General features: G+C 70.1%; 14 protein-coding genes, 2 pseudogenes and 1 riboswitch. Of the genes and pseudogenes, 11 read left to right on the top strand and 5 right to left on the bottom strand.

Annotation, left to right across the window (positions count from 1 at the left end):
- Nucleotides 1-80: 80 nt before the first annotated feature.
- Both QUE79_RS07075 and QUE79_RS07070 read right to left on the bottom strand, forming a co-directional pair.
- On the bottom strand, nt 81-704 hold the full coding sequence (locus QUE79_RS07075; protein ID WP_286346053.1) for an aldose epimerase family protein: 624 nt from the start codon (nt 702-704) through the stop codon (nt 81-83).
- Entirely contained in the window at nt 705-1,571 is an 867-nt protein-coding gene (locus QUE79_RS07070) for a DeoR/GlpR family DNA-binding transcription regulator (protein WP_286346052.1), read from the bottom strand.
- A 65-nt stretch (nt 1,572-1,636) separates the two neighbouring features.
- Between QUE79_RS07070 and galT the strand changes: the two are divergent.
- Nucleotides 1,637-2,745 (top strand): annotated as a pseudogene (galT, locus tag QUE79_RS07065) (galactose-1-phosphate uridylyltransferase).
- Nucleotides 2,742-3,900, top strand: a pseudogene (gene galK, locus QUE79_RS07060) (galactokinase). Before galT ends, galK begins: the two co-directional pseudogenes overlap by 4 nt.
- A 121-nt stretch (nt 3,901-4,021) precedes the next feature.
- On the opposite strand, the gene QUE79_RS07055 reads toward galK, so the two are convergent.
- Entirely contained in the window at nt 4,022-4,936 is a 915-nt protein-coding gene (locus QUE79_RS07055) for a bifunctional methylenetetrahydrofolate dehydrogenase/methenyltetrahydrofolate cyclohydrolase (RefSeq protein ID WP_286346051.1), read from the bottom strand.
- A gap of 9 nt (nt 4,937-4,945) precedes the next feature.
- On the bottom strand, nt 4,946-6,226 hold the full coding sequence (gene glyA / locus QUE79_RS07050) for a serine hydroxymethyltransferase (protein ID WP_286346050.1): 1,281 nt from the start codon (nt 6,224-6,226) through the stop codon (nt 4,946-4,948).
- 40 nt (nt 6,227-6,266) lie between these two features.
- A riboswitch (ZMP/ZTP riboswitch) is annotated at nt 6,267-6,350 on the bottom strand.
- A 58-nt stretch (nt 6,351-6,408) separates the two neighbouring features.
- Here glyA and clpS point away from each other — a divergent pair.
- The gene (clpS, locus tag QUE79_RS07045) at nt 6,409-6,687 is read left to right on the top strand and encodes an ATP-dependent Clp protease adapter ClpS (protein ID WP_286346860.1); all 279 of its coding nucleotides are present in this window, start codon (nt 6,409-6,411) and stop codon (nt 6,685-6,687) included.
- Complete coding sequence (locus QUE79_RS07040; protein WP_286346049.1) at nt 6,684-7,151, top strand: DUF2017 domain-containing protein; 468 nt, start codon at nt 6,684-6,686, stop codon at nt 7,149-7,151. The genes clpS and QUE79_RS07040 overlap by 4 nt, the downstream gene beginning before the upstream one ends.
- Here QUE79_RS07040 and QUE79_RS07035 read toward each other — a convergent pair.
- On the bottom strand, nt 7,148-8,485 hold the full coding sequence (locus QUE79_RS07035; protein ID WP_286346048.1) for an MFS transporter: 1,338 nt from the start codon (nt 8,483-8,485) through the stop codon (nt 7,148-7,150). The genes QUE79_RS07040 and QUE79_RS07035 overlap by 4 nt on opposite strands.
- A gap of 45 nt (nt 8,486-8,530) precedes the next feature.
- Between QUE79_RS07035 and QUE79_RS07030 the strand changes: the two genes are divergently transcribed.
- The 7 genes from QUE79_RS07030 (at nt 8,531) to purU (ending at nt 14,099) form a co-directional block, all read left to right on the top strand.
- A complete protein-coding gene (locus QUE79_RS07030; RefSeq protein WP_286346047.1) occupies nt 8,531-8,911 on the top strand; it encodes a DUF3253 domain-containing protein in 381 nt (126 codons plus the stop codon).
- A 38-nt stretch (nt 8,912-8,949) separates the two neighbouring features.
- The gene (locus tag QUE79_RS07025) at nt 8,950-10,122 is read left to right on the top strand and encodes a glycosyltransferase family protein (RefSeq protein ID WP_286346046.1); all 1,173 of its coding nucleotides are present in this window, start codon (nt 8,950-8,952) and stop codon (nt 10,120-10,122) included.
- 450 nt (nt 10,123-10,572) lie between these two features.
- Nucleotides 10,573-10,824 carry a MarR family winged helix-turn-helix transcriptional regulator gene (locus QUE79_RS07020; RefSeq protein ID WP_286346045.1) on the top strand — a complete coding sequence of 84 codons (252 nt, stop codon included), beginning with the start codon at nt 10,573-10,575 and terminating at the stop codon, nt 10,822-10,824.
- 64 nt (nt 10,825-10,888) lie between these two features.
- On the top strand, nt 10,889-11,422 hold the full coding sequence (locus tag QUE79_RS07015) for an MFS transporter (protein WP_286346044.1): 534 nt from the start codon (nt 10,889-10,891) through the stop codon (nt 11,420-11,422).
- Nucleotides 11,419-12,237, top strand: a complete 819-nt coding sequence (locus QUE79_RS07010) for an MFS transporter (RefSeq protein ID WP_286346043.1) — start codon at nt 11,419-11,421, stop codon at nt 12,235-12,237. The genes QUE79_RS07015 and QUE79_RS07010 overlap by 4 nt, the downstream gene beginning before the upstream one ends.
- Nucleotides 12,238-12,603: 366 nt before the next feature.
- Nucleotides 12,604-13,251 carry an HAD family hydrolase gene (locus tag QUE79_RS07005; protein ID WP_286346042.1) on the top strand — a complete coding sequence of 216 codons (648 nt, stop codon included), beginning with the start codon at nt 12,604-12,606 and terminating at the stop codon, nt 13,249-13,251.
- Nucleotides 13,248-14,099, top strand: coding sequence for a formyltetrahydrofolate deformylase (purU, locus tag QUE79_RS07000; protein WP_286346041.1), 852 nt, complete (start codon nt 13,248-13,250; stop codon nt 14,097-14,099). The genes QUE79_RS07005 and purU overlap by 4 nt, the downstream gene beginning before the upstream one ends.
- Nucleotides 14,100-14,102: the final 3 nt, after the last annotated feature.

Below are 14,102 nucleotides of genomic sequence, written 5' to 3'. Positions count from 1 at the left end.
GCGGCGTCTGCCGTCGTGATCCTGAGCGATGTCTTTGTAGCCGGCGTCGATGTCGAGGTCGCCGAGCAGCGGGGAGCCGCTCAGGTCGAAGGGGTTCCGGCGACGGGTGAGGTTCCGACGGGGATGCTGCGGACGTTGGTCTCGAAGCGGGTGGCGGCGTCGAGGGTGACCGTGAGGGTCGCAGGATCATGGGACCCGACGCGGAAGAACGGGTGCGACCCCACGGCGAACGGCGCGCGGCCAGGGCCGCGATTGGTGATCGTGTGCGTGACGACGAGGCCATCGGGGGTGAGTTCGTGCCGCACGGCGGTGTCGAGCCGGAACGGGAACCCGTGCTGCGGGAAGACGGTCGCGGCCTGCGTGACGGCGTGGGGCTCGACGGACACGGCGCGGTACGGCGTGTAACGGAGCAGCCCGTGGCTGGCGTTGCCCTTCGCGACCTCGGTGATGTCGAGCTGCTGGGCCGCGCCGTCGAGGGTCCAGGAGCCGCCGTCGACGCGGTTCGGCCAGGGCACCAGCGTGATGCCGGACGCCGACGGAGGAGTCTCGTGCTCGGCGAAGGTCTCGGCGATGGCGGTGCCGTCGACCTCGAGCGCCCTCAGGCCGGCCGCAACCTCGGTGACGATGGCCGTGACGGTTCGGCCGCCCGACTCGAGAGCGAGGTGGTACTGCTCGCCGGTGGGCGGTGCGACGGTGTCGGTCACTTAGGAGGTCTCCTTCGAGGGTGCTGTCTCTTCTGACGGGGCTGTCTCGTCGGGCGCATCGGCTTCGAGCACGGTGATCCCCGCGGCTCGGAGCCCCTCGACCATCGATGGCTCTGCTCCGGCGGTGATCAGGCCGTCGAAGGACGCCAGCGGACCGATCACACCGAGATGCGCCTCTCCCATCTTGCCCCCGTCGGCGACGATGAACGACCGCTTGGCCGTCTTGGCCATGAGTCGCTTGAGATCGGTCTCGGGGAGATTGACGTTCGTGACGCCGTGGCGCACGTCGACGCCGGTGCACCCGATGAACGCGATGTCGGCCGTGATGCCCTCGAGGACGGTCATGGCGAGCGGGTTGACCAGCGAGTGCTGAAGGGGCCGCAGGGTTCCGCCGGTGACGACGACCGTGAAGCGCGGCACCGACTGTTCGAGAGTCAGCGCGATGACCAGGCTGTTCGTGACGACGGTGACGCCGATGAGACCGGTGCGTTCGAGCAGCGCCTCGGCGATCTGCGTCGTGGTGGTGCCGACGTCGAGCACGACGCACTGCCCGTCGCGCACGAGGGAGGCGGCGCGGGCGCCGATGGCGCGCTTGGCGTCGACCCTCACGGTCTCGACCTCTTCGAACGACCGCTCGACCGGCGACTGCTCGACCGACATGGCCCCGCCGTGCACGCGGACGAGCCGGCCGGCGACGACGAGGGCGTCGAAGTCGGTGCGGATCGTCACCTCGGACGTGCCGAGCTCGCGGGCCAGATCGACCGTGCGCGCGAAGCCGTGCGACTCGACCACCGCCACGATGCGCTCGCGCCTCGTGGCCGCGAGCGGGGCGGCGGGCGCAGGATGCTCGGGACGACTGGATTCCACGAGTCCAGTTTCGTATACTTTCATTTGCTTTCGCAATCCCAAGCAGCGCGTCTCCGAAAGGCACCATGAACCAGATCGTCAAGCGGCCGACGACCCTCGCGGACGGCCGCGAGCTCATCTACTTCGATGATGCCGACACCACGCTGCCGCCCGAGCGCAAGCCCGACCTGCGCGAGCTCGAGCCACGGCCCGAGACCGCGACCATGCGACAAGACGTCCTCACCGGCGAGTGGGTGTCGATCGCGGCGTCGCGGCAGAACCGCGTGGTCCTGCCGCCGGCCGAGTTCGACCCGTTGGCGCCGGCGTCCGAGACGAACCCGTCCGAGATCCCCGACGACTACGACGTGGCCGTCTTCGAGAACCGCTCCCCTCCTTCGGCCCGCTCCTTCCGGCCGATGCCGAGAATCCTCCGCACGACCTCGACGACCTGACCACGCTCGGCCTCGGCCGCACTCGCACCTCGATCGGTCGCTGCGAGGTCATCTGCTTCAGCCCCGAGACGTTCGGCTCGTTCGCGAGTCTCAGCGAGTCCCGGGCCCGCACCGTGGTCGAAGCGTGGGCCGACCGCACCGCCGCGCTGGGCGCGCTGCCCGGCATCCAGCAGGTCTTCCCGTTCGAGAACCGCGGCGAGGCCATCGGCGTGACGCTGCACCACCCGCACGGCCAGATCTACGCGTATCCCTACGTCACCCCTCGCACCACTCGACTGCTCCAGAGCATCGACGAGTACGGCCCCACGCTGTTCGCCGACATCCTCGAGAGCGAGCGCACCGGCCCCCGCGTCGTGCTCGCCGGCGAGCACTTCACGGCGTTCGTGCCGTTCGCGGCCCGCTGGCCCGTCGAGATCCACCTGCTGCCGCACCGCCACGTGCCCGACATCGCGGGTCTGACGGGCGACGAGCGCGACGAGCTCGCGACGATGTACCGCACACTGCTGCGCGGCCTCGACGTCCTCTACGACGACCCGACGCCCTACATCGCCGCCTGGCACCAGGCGCCGGTCAACGTCGGACGCGACACCGTGCGGCTGATGCTGCAGATCACCTCGCCTCGTCGCGCCGCGACGAAGCTGAAGTTCGTGGCCGGTTCCGAGTCCGCGATGGGAGCCTGGATCGGCGACCTCGTGCCCGAGACCTCCGCCGCAGAGATCCGAGAGGCGATGAGCCGCGCATGACGTTCTCCGACACCTTCGACACCGCTGTCGTGGGCCGCTGGGCCGCTCCCGGCCGGGTCAATCTCATCGGCGAGCACACCGACTACAACGACGGCTTCGTGCTGCCACTGGCGATCGACCGCTCGACGACCATCACGGTCGGGCGACGCTCCGACCGTCTGCTGCGGGTGGCCTCCACATTCGAAGACGGGGTGCACGAGGCGTCGCTCGACTCCTCGATCCCGCCGGCATGGCCGGATGGTCCGCCTACGTGTTCGGCATCGCTTGGGCTCTCGGGCAGAAGCTTCCCGAGGTCGAGGGCCTGACCGAGACGTCGGCCGATCTGTCGCGGGCCTTCGGGCTCGACATCTTCGTCGAGTCCGACGTGCCGGTCGGCGCCGGCCTGTCGTCGTCGGCCGCCATCGAGTGCGCGGTCGCCGTGGCCCTGAGCGACCTCTGGAGCCTCGACGTCACACGCCCGTTCCTCGCATCGGTCGGTCAGCTCGCCGAGAACAAGGCCGTCGGCGCTCCGACCGGAATCATGGACCAGTCCGCCTCCTCCTCGGGCGCGCCGACTCCGCCGTCTTCCTCGACTGTCGCAGCCTCGACGCCGAGGTCATCGACCTCGGCTTCTCCCGGGCCGATCTCGAGCTCCTCGTGATCGACACGCACGTCACCCACGCCCACGCGACCGGTGGCTACGTCGAGCGCCGCGCGTCGTGCGAGCGGGGCGCCTCGACCCTGGGCGTCTCGTCGCTCCGCGACCTCGACATCGACGACCTCGGTCGCGCGCAGGATCTCCTCGACGACGAGACGTTCCGCCGGGTCCGGCACGTGATCACCGAGAACCAGAGGGTGCTCGACACCGTCCGAACCCTCCGGCTCGAAGGTCCGAGCGCGATCGGCGCTCTCCTCGACGCGTCGCACGTCTCGATGCGTGACGACTTCGAGATTTCGGTGCCCGAGCTCGACCTCGCGGTCTCGACCTCGCAGGCGTCCGGCGCCGTCGGCGCGCGGATGACCGGCGGCGGCTTCGGCGGCGCCGCGATCGCGCTCGTCCCGTCCGCGTCGCGAGAGGCCGTCACGGCCGCCGTGCTCTCGGCGTTCGACACCGCCGGCTACACCGAGCCGACGATCTTCGCCGTGCACGCCGCCGACGGCGCGCACAAGCTCTAGCCCCGGCGGCCTGCCGCTGCCGCCCCGGCGTGGGTCGTGCACTACACGCCGCACACCACGAAGGTGAGCGGCCTGTTGCGCACGACGAACGGGCAGAGGGACGGGAGGGAGAGCAGCCGAGCTACCGGCGAAGCTTCCGCTCCGCCGCCTCGACCACGTTCTTCAGCAGCATCGCCCGCGTCATCGGCCCGACGCCGCCCGGCACCGGCGACAGGAAGCCCGCCACCGCGGCGACGGCGGGGTCGACGTCGCCCCGCAGCTTGTATTTGCCCGTCTCCTCGTTCAGCACGCGGGTGATGCCGACGTCGATGACCACCGCCCCGGGGCGCACCCAGTCGGGCTTGACCAGCCCAGCGACACCGGCCGCCGCGACGACGATGTCCGCGCGACGGACCTCTGCGGCGACATCGGCCGTGCGCGAGTGCGTCAGGGTCGCGGTCGCCTCGAGGCGCGTCAGCAGGAGACCCAGCGGACGCCCCACGGTCAGGCCCTGACCGATGATCGTGACGTGACGCCCGGCGATCGGGATGTCGTACGCCCGCAGCATCTCGACGATGCCGCGCGGAGTGCACGGGAGCGGGGTGTCGATCGTCCCCCTGCCCCCGGGCACGGCGAGCACGAGCTCGCCGAGGTTGACCGGGTGCAGGCCGTCGGCGTCTTTGAGCGGATCCATCAGCTCGAGCATCACCGTCGGGTCGATGCCCTCGGGCAGCGGGAGCTGGATGATGAACGCCGTGACGGCCGGATTGTCGTTCATGTAGTGGATCGCGGTGCGGATCTCGGCCTCGGTCGCCGACTCCGGCAGGTCGAGTCGGATCGACTCGATGCCCACCTCGGCGCAGTCGCGGTGCTTCCCCGCGACGTACGACAGCGAACCGGGGTTCGCGCCGACGAGGATCGTGCCGAGCCCCGGGTGGATTCCTGCGGCCTTCAGGGCGGTGACCCGCTCGCGCAGGTCGTCTTTCACGCCCGCCGCGAGCGCCGTGCCGTCGATGAGGGTCGCCGGAGACACCGCGGAGGCTGCTTCGCTGACCATCCGCTCCGCCTACGCGTACAGCGGGAAGGCCTCGGTGAGAGCCTTGACGCGAGCGGACAGGGCGGAGATGTCGGGATTCGGCAGGAGGGTGTTCGCGATGATGTCGGCCACCTCCGTGAACTCGACGTCGCCGAAGCCTCGCGTCGCGAGCGCCGGGGTGCCGATGCGCACACCGGAGGTCGTCATCGGCGGACGAGGGTCCCACGGGACGGCGTTGCGGTTGACGGTGATCCCGACCTCGTGGAGGAGGTTCTCGGCCTGCTTGCCGTCGACCTCGCTGGCGCGAAGGTCGACGAGCACGAGGTGCACGTCGGTTCCGCCCGTGAGGACGTCGATGCCGGCGGCCTTGGCGTCGGGAGCGGTGAGCCGCTCGGCGAGGAGCTTCGCGCCGCGGATGGTGCGCTCCTGGCGGTCTTTGAACTCGGGCTCCATGGCGAGCTTGAACGCGGTCGCCTTGGCGGCGATCACGTGCATGAGCGGGCCACCCTGCTGGCCGGGGAACACGGCCGAGTTGAGCTTCTTGAACAGGGACTCGTCGTTGGACAGGATCACGCCGGAACGCGGCCCGGCCAACGTCTTGTGCACGGTCGACGAGACGACGTGCGCGTGCGGCACGGGCGACGGGTGCAGCCCCGCGGCGACGAGACCGGCGAAGTGGGCCATGTCGACCCAGAGGTACGCGCCGACCTCGTCGGCGATGGCGCGGAACGCGGCGAAGTCGAGCTGGCGGGGGTAGGCCGACCAGCCGGCGATGATGACCTTGGGCTTGTGCTCGAGCGCCTGCTTGCGCACGGTCTCCATGTCGATGAGGTAGGTGGTCGGGTCGACCTCGTAGGCGACGGCGTTGTAGAGCTTGCCCGAGAAGTTGAGCTTCATGCCGTGGGTGAGGTGGCCGCCGTGCGAGAGCTCGAGGCCCAGGATCGTGTCGCCCGGAGTCGCGATGGCAGCGAGCACGGCGGCGTTGGCCTGCGCGCCGGAGTGCGGCTGGACGTTGGCGAAGTCGGCGTCGAAGAGCTTCTTGGCGCGCTCGATGGCGAGGTTCTCGGCGATGTCGACGAACTCGCAGCCACCGTAGTAGCGGCGCCCCGGGTAGCCCTCGGCGTACTTGTTGGTCAGGACGGAACCCTGCGACTCGAGGACGGCGCGCGGGACGAAGTTCTCGCTCGCGATCATCTCGAGGAAATCGCGCTGGCGGCCGAGCTCCTGCTCGAGGACCGCCGCGATCTCGGGGTCGACCTCCGAGAGCGGGGCGTTGAACGTGGAGGGCTGGCGATCGGTGGTGACAGTCATGGAAGGCTCCAATGCACACGGATAGACGGATGAGAGGTCCAGCGGCAGCCCAGGCGTACGGCCACCAACCGTGTCAGTCGCTCCCCGGTGGTTGACCACCCGAACGCCAGTCGCGACCCCCTGAGCATAACCACTCGCGGTGCGTCCTCTCAAGGAAACCGTGACACTCTGGAGTCGTGAGCATGACCCTCGACGAGACCGATCTGCGACGCCTGGTCGCACCGGACGTCCCCTGGGTGACCATCGTGTGGGACGACCCGGTGAACCTCATGTCGTACGTGTCGTTCGTCTTCCGCACCTACTTCGGGCTCGAGCGCTCCGAGGCGGAGAGGCTCATGATGCAGGTGCACACGAAGGGCAAGGCCGTGGTCGCGACCGGAGCCCGCGAGCAGATGGAACTCCACGTCGAGGCGCTGCACGGTTACGGACTCTGGGCGACCGTCTCGAGGGCCGACACGTGATCCTGCCGTTCCAGCACAAACGCGACGGCGTGCACCTGAGCCTCGCCGAGCACGAGCGGGCCCTGCTCGGCGACCTGGCCGGTCAGTTGGTGACGCTCCTCGAGGGGCGTGACGAGGCCGATCCTGCCGTCTCTCGGTTGTTCCCGCCCGGGTACTCGGGCGATGACGAGGCCGACGCCGAGTTCCGGCGCCTGACGGCCGACGACCTGACGGCAAGCAAGATCGACAACGCGAAAGTGCTGATCGCGTCGCTCGACACCGACCGCCGGACCCCGCTGGCCCCCGAGGTCGCGCAGGCGTGGCTCCGATCGCTGACCGATCTGCGTCTCACGCTCGCCTCGCGGCTCGGCGTGACCGACGAGGGGATCCCCCAGCCCGCGGAGCAGGCCGGCATCGTCCTGCGAGACGTCTACGAGTGGCTCGGCTACGTGCAGGAGTCGCTCGTCCGAGCGCTCGACCGCTAGCGCGGACCGCGAGCCGCACGAGCCGCGCGTTCCGCTCGCCGAGCCGCGCGCCGCCGGGCGTCCCTCCTGGCCAGGACCCGGTCGGACACCACGAACACCACGAGCATCACGACGGCGATCACGATGTAGAGCCGGGGAAGCGCGCCGAGGCCCGCTCCCGAGAGGACGAACCCGCCGATGAGGGCACCCGCGCCGATACCGGCATTGAAAGAGCTCGTGTAGAACGAGTTCGCGATGTCGCGGATCCTGGCCGGCGCCACCTGGAGCAGTCGCGTCTGGAGGAGCGGCGGCAGGGCGCCGAAGGTGACGCCCAGGATCACGAAGACCACGAATGACGGGACGGGTCGCCCTTCGAAGACCAGCAGACCGATGACGGTGACCGCGACGAGGGCCATGAAGATCGGGATCGCCAGCGCGGGCCGCTTGCCGAGCGCGACTCCGACGAGCAGGAGGCCGACGGCGCCCGCGATCCCGTAGGCGAACAGCGCGATGCTGAGCGAGGAGCTGGAGAGACCGCTCGACCGCTCGAGGAACGGCGCGACGTAGGTGTAGAGCGAGTAGTGGCCGATCATGAAGACACCGGTGACGATGCAGCTGAGTACGACGCCGAGCACGCTCGCGTCGGGCAGCTCGCGCGGAGCCTTGCCGTCTCGGATGATCGGGATGGCGCCCGTCGCCAGGGCTCCCGGGCCGACCGGGGTGGCACCCGTCATCGCCTCCGAGCCCTCGCGACGGAACGCCTCCGCGTCGTCGGCGCCCGAACCGACGTCGGGAAGGAGTCGCCAGACGAGAACGGCACCGATCACCATCAGGATCGCGAGGATCCCGAACGCGACACGCCAGCCCACGGCCTGCCCGAGCGCGGTGCCCAGCGGCACCCCGAGCACGAAGGCGAGGGTGCCGCCGCTGGAGGAGACGGCCAGCGCCCGACCGACCTGCGCCTTGGGAACGAGGTGCGCGGCATACGCGCCCGCGATGGCCCAGAACACGCCGTGGGCCAGCCCGCCGAGGACGCGGGCCGCGACCATCCAGCCGTAGGTCGGGGCGAACGCCGTCCCCGCGGCGCCGAGGGCGATGACGCTGATGAGGCCCACGAGGAGCCGGTGCCTCGGGATCCGGGACGTGAAGTGGGTCAGCACCGGAGACGTGAAGACGACGGTGAACGCGAACACCGAGACGAGGAGGCCGACGGAAGCCTCGCTCACCCCGAGATCGCGGCCCATCTCGGGCAGCAAACCGGTGGGCAGCATCTCGCCGGAGATGGAGAGGAACGAGGCGACGGCGAGCGCGAGGAGGCCGCCCCAGGGAAAGCGGGCAGCAGGGGTCGACGTCACGCATCAAGCGTAGGGCGTGCAGGCATCGCGGAGTAGAACCGGGGTATGCCGCCCGAATCCAAGACCTGCCGCTCCTGCGGGCGACGCATCGAGTGGCGAGCCAGGTGGGCCGACACCTGGGACCAGATCGCCTACTGCAGCGATGCGTGCCGCAGACGCAAGGTGAACCGGGTAGACCGCGCTCTCGAGGAGAGCATCCGCGATCTGCTCGGGAAGCGGGCCGCCAGCTCGACGATCTGCCCGTCGGATGCGGCGCGCGACGTGTTCACCGGGGAGGGCGACGGGTGGCGCGACCTGATGGAACCCGCGCGGCGCGCAGCAAGGCGGCTCGTCGCGGCCGGCGAGGTGGACATCACGCAGCGCGGCAGCGTCGTCGACCCCTCGACCGCGAAGGGCCCGATCCGGATCCGCCGCCACCGCCCGTGACAGAGGAGCGCAGGATCACGCCCCGCTAGGTTGGACCGATGAGACGCGCCGTGACGACGAGGCCCTGGCTCGCCGTCCTGGTGATCTATGCGGCGTCCCGGATCGTCTCGACCGTGCTGCTCGGCGCGGTGTTCGTTCTCGCCACGGCGCAGCACTGGACGTTCGCCAGCTACCGGTCGAACCCGACGTTCTTCACCTTCTCGGGCTCCTGGGACGCCTCGGCGTACAAGACCATTGCCGAGCACGGGTATCCGCTGTCGCTGCCGCTCGACTCGTCGGGCCACGTCCTGCCGAATCCGTGGGCGTTCCTGCCGGTGTTCCCGGGGATCGTTCGCGCCGTGTCGAGCGCGACCGGAGTCGGCTTCTACCCCGCGGGCGTGGCGGCGGCGACCGTCTTCGGGTTCGGGGCCGCCCTGATGCTGTATCGCCTGCTGATCCTGCGCGTGCCGAAGCGGCAGTCCCTGTTCGCCGTGGTGCTGTTCTGCGTAGGGCCGATGGGCTTCCTCCTGCAGACGGCCTACGCCGAGAGCACCTTCCTGTTCTTCCTGTTCGCCGCCCTCTGGTGTCTCGCGACGAGGCGCTATCTGCTGCTCGTGCCGTTCGCCGTCGTGGCCGCGTTCACGAGGCCGGGAGTGCTCGCACTGGCGCTGACCCTCGGCGTGCACTTCGTCGTGCGCCTGGTCGCTTCCCGGCGTGGCCGCTCCGTATTCCCGGTACGGCATATGGTGTCGATAGTCGTGGCCGCGGCGGTCGTGTCGGTGGCCGGGCTCGCCTGGCCGGTCATCGCGACGGCCGTCACCCACACGCCGGACGCGTACCTCGACACCGAGCTCTCCTGGTGGGTGGGGTTCGTCGGACGCCGGCACTTCGCACCACTCACGCCGTGGTTCGTCATGGCCACGACGTTTGTCGGCTGGGCGGGGATCCTGCTCGTTCTGGTCGTGATCGCCGCGGGCGCGTTCTGGCTGACCCGCCGCAGTTCGCGAGCGCTCGGGCACGAGGTCGTCGGCTTCACGGCGTCGTACTGGCTCTACCTCGTCGCGGTGTTCCTGCCGCAGCAGAGTCTGATCCGCCTGATGCTTCCGGTCGCGCCGCTGCTGGGCAGCTCGGTGTTCTCGACGACCAGGCGGCGCAGGATCACGGCGGTCTCGCTCGGCATCCTGCTCCAGGCGGTCGCCGTCGTCTTCTTGTGGTTCCTCGGCTACCCGTAGCTCGCGGGCGCGGGTGTGCGGGCCGGCGCGGGTGTGCGGGCGGGCCCGGGTTTCGGGCGGGCCCGGGTTTCGGGCGGGCCCGGGTTTCGGGCGGGCCCGGGTTTCGGGCGGGTCGGTGCAGGGGCCGGCGGGTGCGCGTCGAGCCGCCGACTCCTGCGTTCACCCGCCCACACCGGGCGGGTCCGCGAATAGACAGGCAACCTTGCAAGTTTTACTGGCGAAGCGTACGGTCGAGGGCATGACCGTGATCACGAGCATCGATCTGGCCGACCGCCTCATCGCGGCGACCGGCCGGATCCGGCGCACGCTGCGCCGGGCCGACGAGCAGGCGTCCCTACTGCACTCGGCCGGTGGCGAACCGCACAACCTCACGCTGTCGCAGGAGGCCGTCGTGGGCCACCTCTCCCGCGGCGGCGCCATGACCACCGCCGACCTGGCCCGGCTCGAGGGGTGCGTCCGCAGTCGATGGGCCTCACCGTGGCCGGCCTCGAGGAGGACGGGCTGGTCGAGAAGCGAGCGGACCCCGGCGACGCCCGACGCAGTCTCGTCGACCTCACCGACGCCGGCCGCGAGTCGCGCGCCGGGGCTCGAGACCGCCGCACCGGCATCCTCGCCGCCCGCTTCGACGCGCGCCTGAAGCCCGACGAGCTCGCGGTCATCGACCGCGCCCTCCGACTCATCGACTCGGTCATCGAGCGCTGACGTCCCGTCGCCGCACGCCTGCGAACCCCTACACCTAAGAAGGCGTTCACCACGCGCAGAGAAAGTGGCCTTCCGACACAGACCCCCGCAAACTCCCAACCCTAAGAAGGCGTTCACCACGCGCAGAGAAAGTGGCTTCGGCCCCCGCTTCATCATCCCGATCCTGTTCGGGCCTCTCCTCAACCCCATCAACACGACGATGATCGCCGTCGCCCTGGCGCCGATCTCGAAAGACCTCGGCATCGGCAGCGACCAGGCGATCTGGCTCGTGTCGTCGCTCTATCTCGCGAGTGCGATCGCGCAGCCGACGATGGGTAAGCTCGCCGACCGGTTCGGGCCGAAGAAGATCTTCCTGCTCGGCATGGTCATCGTGCTGGTGGCCGGGTTCCTGCCCGATCTCGTGCCGACGTTCGGGGCCGCGCTCCTGTCGCGCGTTTTGATCGGCATCGGCACGTCGTCGGCCTATCCCGCCGCCATGAGCGCGATCCGTAATCAGACCGACCGGCTCCGGATCCCGACTCCGCCGCTCGTGCTCGGGGGCTGTCGATCTCGTCCCTGGTTTCTGCTGCTGCGGGCCCGCCGCTGGCCGGCGCCTTGATCGGCGCATTCGGGTGGCACTCGATCTTCCTGGTGAACGTCCCGCTCGCCGGTGCCGGGCTGATCCTGGCCGCTTTCTGGTTGCCGTCCGATCGCATCCGTCCCGTCCGCGAGGCGAAGCTGCCCCTCTCGCAGGCCATCGACCCGCTCGGACTCGGCCTGTTCGCGATCACCATCGGCAGCCTGCTGGTGTTCCTGCTCGACCTGTCGGCCGGGCTGTGGTGGCTGCTGGCCGTGACGGTCGTCGCGCTGATCGCGCTCATCGTCTGGGAGCGCCGGGCCGTCGCGCCGTTCATCGACGTCCGCATGCTCGCGACCAACGGGGCGCTCACGCGCACCTACGTCCGACTGTTCCTCCTCTACGGCATCGCCTACACGATGACGTACGGCTTCTCGCAGTGGGTGCAGGACGACGCGGGTGTCTCGTCGCAGGCGGCCGGCCTCATCCAGCTGCCGGGCGCGATCCTGGCCGGTGTCGCCTCCTTCTGGTTCGCTCGCAAGGCCGGGGTGAGGGCGCCGCTGATCGCTGCGGCCGTCGTTCCGCTCGGGGGCGGCGCGATCCTGCTCTTCCTCACGTCGGGCTCGCCGATCTGGCTGTTCGTCGCGGTCACGATCTTCTTCACGATCCCCCAGGGCCTCGCGTCGGTGTCGAACCAGGCGGCGCTCTATCGGCAGGTGCCGTCGTCGGGGATCGGAGCGGCTGCGGGGCTCTCGCGGACGAGCATCTACATCGGTGCGATCGCCTCGACGAGCCTGATCGGGGTGGCCTACGGCGACCGGCCGACGACGGGGCGTTGCACGAGCTGGGGTGGGTGATCCTGGGGCTCGCCGTCGTGCTGAGCGCGCTGACGATCTTCGACCGGGCGCTGCGGACGCGTGCGGCGGCAGCTCCCGCGACCACAGCCGAGCAGGACGCCGAGCGCTTCGATGAGCCGGAGGCCGTCACCACCCCTGACACCCCGGCCGAAATCGAAGGGGATTCTGCGTCTCACCTGGCGCCCGCGCCGATCGCAGGCCCATCGGCCGGAAATCCCCTTCGATTTCGGGAGGGGGCGGGGGAGCGACGAGGGCATCCTGCTCCACCTCGACCCCGGTTTCGGGAGGGGGCGGCGGGGGAGAGCGACGAGGGCATGCACCGCGCCGTCGACCTCGAGTCCGGGAGGGCGGCGTAGCGTCGGGCGCATGCTCCTCCTGATCGACCTCGACAACACGCTCATCGACCGCGACTCCGCCTTCGCGACCTGGGTCCGGCGCGTGGCGGAAGACGCTGGAGCGGACGACGCGGCCGCCGACCGGGTCATCGAGGCCGACGACAGCGGGTACGCCGACCGAGACGACGTCGCCCGCGCCCTCCAGCGCGAACTCGGTGTCGACGACGACCTCGAGACCCTGGTCGACCGGATCCGGCACGAGCATGTCGAACACGTCGAGCTGAACGACGGAGTGGGCGAGCGCCTCGCCCGCCTGGCCGACCGCGGCGTCGACGTCGCCGTGTTGACGAACGGCAACGTCAAGCAGCAGAGCATGAAGCTCCACCGCGTCGGGCTCGACCACCTGGTCGACGGGGCCGTCATCTCGGAGAGCGCCGGTCTGGAGAAGCCCGACCCCGAGATCTTCCGCCGGGCGGTGGCCGATCGCGGCGCCGACGCCGACGACACGTGGATGGTCGGCGACAACGCCGACGCCGACATCAAGGGCGCGCAGGATGCCGGTCTCCGCACCGGGTGGGTCACGCTCGGCCGCCCGTGGCCGGGTGGCCCTGCACCCACCGTGCAGGCGGCGACGACGGCCGAAGTCCTCGATCGGATAGCCGATACGCTGAGAGAGTGACCGACACGCACTGGACCCTCACGCTCGTCTGCGAAGACCGGCCCGGAATCGTGCACGCGATCAGCGGAGCCGTGGTCGACGCCGGCGGCAACATCACCGAGTCGCAGCAGTTCTCGAGCCACGACACCGGCACGTTCTTCATGCGTCTCCAGGTCGTCTCCTCGTCGGGGCGCGAAGCGTTCGTCGACACTCTCGCGCCCGTCGCCGCGCGCTACGGCATGGAGTGGAAGCTCGACGTCGTCGGCCGCCCGCTGCGCACGCTGGTCCTCGCCAGCAAGGCGGCGCACTGTCTGAACGACCTGCTGTTCCGCCAGCGCGCCGGCCAGCTGCCCGTCGAGATCCCGCTCGTCCTGGCCAACCACCCCGATCTCCAAGAGCTCGCCGCCTTCTACGGCGTGCCGTTCGAGCACCGCGCCGTCAGCGGCCCCGAGCAGAAGGCGGAGTTCGAGCGCCGGATCCTCGACGCGGTCGACGAGTACGACATCGAGCTGGTCGTCCTGGCGCGCTACATGCAGATCCTCAGCCCCGAGCTCTGCGCCGCCCTCGAAGGTCGCGCGATCAACATCCACCACTCCTTCCTCCCCGGCTTCAAGGGGGCCAACCCCTACCGCCAGGCGCACGCTCGCGGCGTGAAGCTCATCGGCGCGACGGCCCACTTCGTCACGAGCGACCTCGACGAGGGTCCGATCATCGAGCAGAACGTCGTGCGAGTCGACCACTCGCGCTCCGCCTCCGACCTCGTGGCCATCGGCCAGGACGAGGAGTCCCGCACCCTGACCCAGGCCGTCCGCTGGTTCGCCGAAGACCGCGTCCTGCTCGACGGCGCCCGCACGATCGTGTTCCGGTAGGCC

The sequence above is a fragment of the Frondihabitans sucicola genome (genome assembly GCF_030296615.1).
Lineage (GTDB): Bacteria > Actinomycetota > Actinomycetes > Actinomycetales > Microbacteriaceae > Frondihabitans > Frondihabitans sucicola.
Note: the sequence above shows the minus strand (reverse complement) of the source record. Positions and strands in the feature narration are given on the sequence as shown.

Bases quoted from the DNA above. Each gene is read 5' to 3' on its own strand.
- QUE79_RS07055 (WP_286346051.1), bottom strand. From the start codon at position 4,936: ATGGTCAGCGAAGCAGCCTCCGCGGTGTCTCCGGCGACCCTCATCGAC.
- glyA (WP_286346050.1), bottom strand. From the start codon at position 6,226: ATGACTGTCACCACCGATCGCCAGCCCTCCACGTTCAACGCCCCGCTC.
- clpS (WP_286346860.1), top strand. From the start codon at position 6,409: ATGACCCTCGACGAGACCGATCTGCGACGCCTGGTCGCACCGGACGTC.
- QUE79_RS07030 (WP_286346047.1), top strand. From the start codon at position 8,531: ATGCCGCCCGAATCCAAGACCTGCCGCTCCTGCGGGCGACGCATCGAG.
- QUE79_RS07025 (WP_286346046.1), top strand. From the start codon at position 8,950: ATGAGACGCGCCGTGACGACGAGGCCCTGGCTCGCCGTCCTGGTGATC.
- QUE79_RS07005 (WP_286346042.1), top strand. From the start codon at position 12,604: ATGCTCCTCCTGATCGACCTCGACAACACGCTCATCGACCGCGACTCC.